Raw genomic sequence first — 3,161 nt, forward strand, 5'->3', positions numbered from 1 at the left:
ACTGCACCCGGGAGGGTGTGGGAGAGTAGGTCACCGCCGGAACATCATTAAACGGTCGAGAGCCCCAACCACACGGTCGGGGCTCTCCCGCATTTAACCCACCAAACAGCACCACAGGGCCCCGGCCGGTGAATTAAGCAGCCACACGGCGTGATTTAGGTAACCCGGATCCCGGTGCGCCCTTGCCCTCGGCATACCTGCCCCCGTTACTATTTGGTGGGGCCTGCTAACGGCGGCCCGGGTGGAACCACCGCGTCCACTATTCGATTTGGGGGAGTGGTTTAGTGAAATTTCCAAGAGTGATTGCGTTGGCGGCAATCCTGGCGGCCGCCGCGGCGACGTCGATCGTTCCGGCGCATGCTGAAGATCTACCCGCCGTCACCCCCACCATAGCTACGAGCCTCCAGCCGTCGCCGGGAGCAGACCCGACAGTTTCGCCCACCCCTTCGGTCACCTCCGCACATGCGACGACCGCGCCGACTGCGACATCCGCGCCCACCAAGGCTGTCCCGACGGCCGCGCCGTCCGGCACACCCACACCGGCGGCTGAGCCCAGTCCGACCGGCACGGCCACCGCCGAAGACCTGCCCGCGGGCGTGGCTGCAGTCGGGGCCGGCGGATCCGCCATCGAGGCCCACTGGTTGTCCCTGGGGGGCGAGTCCGGCTGGCTGGGTCCCGTCGCCTCCACCGTTTTCTGCGAGCTGCGGAACAGCGGCTGTGTTCAGCGCTTCGAAGGCGGTGCCATTCACTGGTCCACGGCAACGGGGGCGCACGCCACAACGGCGGCCATTGCCGCAAAGTGGGCCGCCCTGAACTGGGAATCCGGGCGACTGGGGTATCCCGTCAGCGAACAAGTCTGCTCGCTCAAGAACGCCGGTTGTGTACAGCGTTTCGAAGGCGGCGCCATTCACTGGTCCCAGGCGAGCGGGGCCTACGCAACCTGGGCGGCCATCGCCGCCAAATGGGCGGCGCTGAGGTGGGAATCGGGGCGACTCGGCTATCCCACCAGCGACGAGATCTGCGGTCTGAAAAATGGCGGCTGTGTTCAGCGCTTCGAAGGCGGTGCCGTTCACTGGTCCAGCGGAACCGGAGCCCACGCCACCTGGGCGGCAATTGCTGCCAGATGGGCGACCCTCAACTGGGAGTCCGGACGTTTGGGCTATGCCATCAGCGACGAGACCTGCGGCCTCAGGAATGACGGTTGCGTCCAGCGCTTCGAAGGCGGCGTCGTGTACTGGTCGCCTTTCGGTGGCGCCCAACCGATGTGGGGAGCGATCCTCGCCAGTTACGGGGCCAGGAGCTGGGAAACCGGATCACTGGGCTATCCAGTCGCGGCCGAGTCCTGCTCCAGCTCCAGCGTGTGTTCACAGGAGTTCCAGTACGGCAGGTTCACCTGGACGGCCGGCTTGGGGGTCAAATACCACCTCCGGTCTGCTGGTTACTGCGAGTCATTGAACCGCAACGCCGTGCGATACCTGGGCGCGGGCCCGGCGCGTGTGTCCTTCGCGATCGCCGAGAGCTACCCAGCCACGCCTGTTACGTTCACCACCTGCGTCCGGGCCAACGGTGCCTACCGGGTCGAATGGAGCGTCGCCGGCTACGCCGGGGAGAGCGGATTTGCCCGGCCGGGCGTCGCCTCCGGTCCGACCATCAACAAGTTCTCACCCACCGGCTCGTTCTCGGTGACCGAAGCATTCGGCCTCGGAAACCCTGGAACCGCGCTCTCCTACCTCCAGCTCAACCCGTACTCACGTTGGGGCGGCCGGTTGAACTCCAACTACAACAAGTACTTCGAATCCAGTGCCGACATCTTCCCGGACGAAAACATGTGGTACTACGCGACCCGGCCATCCCATGATTACCGTCAAGGCGTTGTGATCAACTACAACCGCCCCCCGGATTCACTTATCCAGATGAATGCCGGATTTGCGATTTTCCTTCATGCCAACAGGGTCCCCACCTGGGGTTGCATTTCCCTCAATGAAGCAGACGTCGTACGGTTCCAGCAGGGGGCCGTGCCCGGAGACCGGATCATCATGGGAGTCGGAGATGATGTTTTCAACTAAGACGACGGGGCTTACGGGCCTCGGATTGATCCTCGTGTTCGGTCTGTCAGCATGCAGCGGGTCATCCCCGGCGCCCAGCGCAGGGGCTTCGACGTCGACGGGATCCACAGCCGCGGCGAGTCCCACCAGTTCTGTGCCCCCGACTGCCCGCGACGGATCGTCACTGATCCCCACCACCGAAGTCGGGGCTTGTTCCCTCCTGAGTGTGGAACTGATCAAGGCGGCTCTCGGCGACGCGGCGCGGGACATCCAGGCCGGTGAAGTTGCCGGGACGGTCAGCCCGGCCGGCGTCAGGCACGAAAACTGCATCTACCCGCTCGACACCTCCGGCACGACCACGCACGCGGTCGTCCTGGAGACGGTCACCTATCCGGACGAGGCAAGCCGGGCGGGAGCTGACCCGTGGGAAGCCATGATGTCCCCCACGGAAGTGACGGGCCTGTGGGGTGAAGCACGCTATGCCACCAACCGGCTCAGCCAATCCACGGAGCACGTTCTGGCTGTCGCCGAGGGAACCCGGGTCTGGAAATTTATCGTCTCCCAGCCCCAGGACGTTTCGACGTGGGATGCGCCGGAAGGACTTGCGGTGCTGACGAAGTTGGCCGAGACGGCCAAAATCTAGCCCGCCGGACTCGACTACAATAGAGGCTGGCCTCGAGGCGTCCCGTTCACCACGGATCTGACCTCATCAGGCAAGAAGCAACTAGAGTAGTACGGCTGCCAGCGTGCCAGTCGGGGGCTCGCAACAGGAGGAATCCAGCATGGCTGAGCACAACGACGGTAATCGCGGCGGCAACGACCGCGGCAACTTTGGCAGCGGACGGAATTCGGGCGGCGGTGGATTCCGCGGCACGAACAACTCCGGCGGCGATCCGCGTGGCTACCGTGCCCGCGATGACCGGGGTGCCCAGGGAGACCGTCCTTCCTCCAACGATCGTGATCGTAAGCCGTACGGGGACCGCCCGGCGCGCGACGGTGACCGTAAGCCGCCGTACAGTGGTGGCGGGGATCGTGACCGGAAGCCGTATGGTGATCGTGGTCCGCGTGAAGGTGGCGGGGAGCGTCGCAGTTTTGGTGCCGGTGGTGGTGCTGACC

Annotated in this window: 2 protein-coding genes; both read left to right on the plus strand. The window is 64.9% G+C overall.

Features of this window, described 5'->3' with window-relative positions:
- The first annotated feature begins 284 nt into the window (after positions 1–284).
- Positions 285–2,066, plus strand: coding sequence for a hypothetical protein (locus AC50YC_RS19725; RefSeq protein ID WP_494954963.1), 1,782 nt, complete (start codon positions 285–287; stop codon positions 2,064–2,066).
- Between the two features lie 133 nt (positions 2,067–2,199).
- A complete protein-coding gene (locus AC50YC_RS19730) occupies positions 2,200–2,688 on the plus strand; it encodes a hypothetical protein (protein WP_494954964.1) in 489 nt (162 codons plus the stop codon).
- Positions 2,689–3,161 lie beyond the last annotated feature (473 nt).

The organism is Pseudarthrobacter sp. MDT1-56, assembly GCF_059383555.1.